Annotated in this window: 1 protein-coding gene; it reads left to right on the forward strand. The window is 60.3% G+C overall.

The genetic code is table 11. The features are described 5' to 3' along the window. A partial coding sequence (locus ACP2AV_RS15730; protein WP_426373710.1) for an acyl-CoA dehydrogenase family protein occupies positions 1 to 375 on the forward strand: 375 nt, incomplete at both ends.

The raw sequence follows: 375 nt of genomic DNA on the forward strand, positions 1-375 counted from the left end.
CCGATTGCCGATCTGGTGCTGGTCTATGCCAAGACCTCGCCGGAAAAAGGGGCCAAGGGTATTTCCGCCTTTATCGTGGAAACCGACACGCCCGGTTTCAAGGTGGCGCAGAAACTGAACAAGATGGGGTTCCGCGGCTCGCCCACTGGCGAGCTGGTGTTCGAAGATTGCCGGGTGCCGGCCAAGAACTTGGTCGGCAAGCTGGATGGCGGCGTCGCAGTGACGATGTCGGGGCTGGATCTTGAACGGGCGATCGGCAGCTTCAGCGCGCTTGGCATTTCGCAGCGGGCGCTGGATATTTCCATCGACTACGCCAAGACGCGCCAGCAGTTCGGCAAGCCGATCGCCAATTTCCAGATGGTACAGGCGATGTTG

It is taken from the genome of Aliiroseovarius sp. PTFE2010 (assembly GCF_049943335.1).
In the GTDB taxonomy this organism is placed as follows: Bacteria; Pseudomonadota; Alphaproteobacteria; order Rhodobacterales; family Rhodobacteraceae; genus JBNFVY01.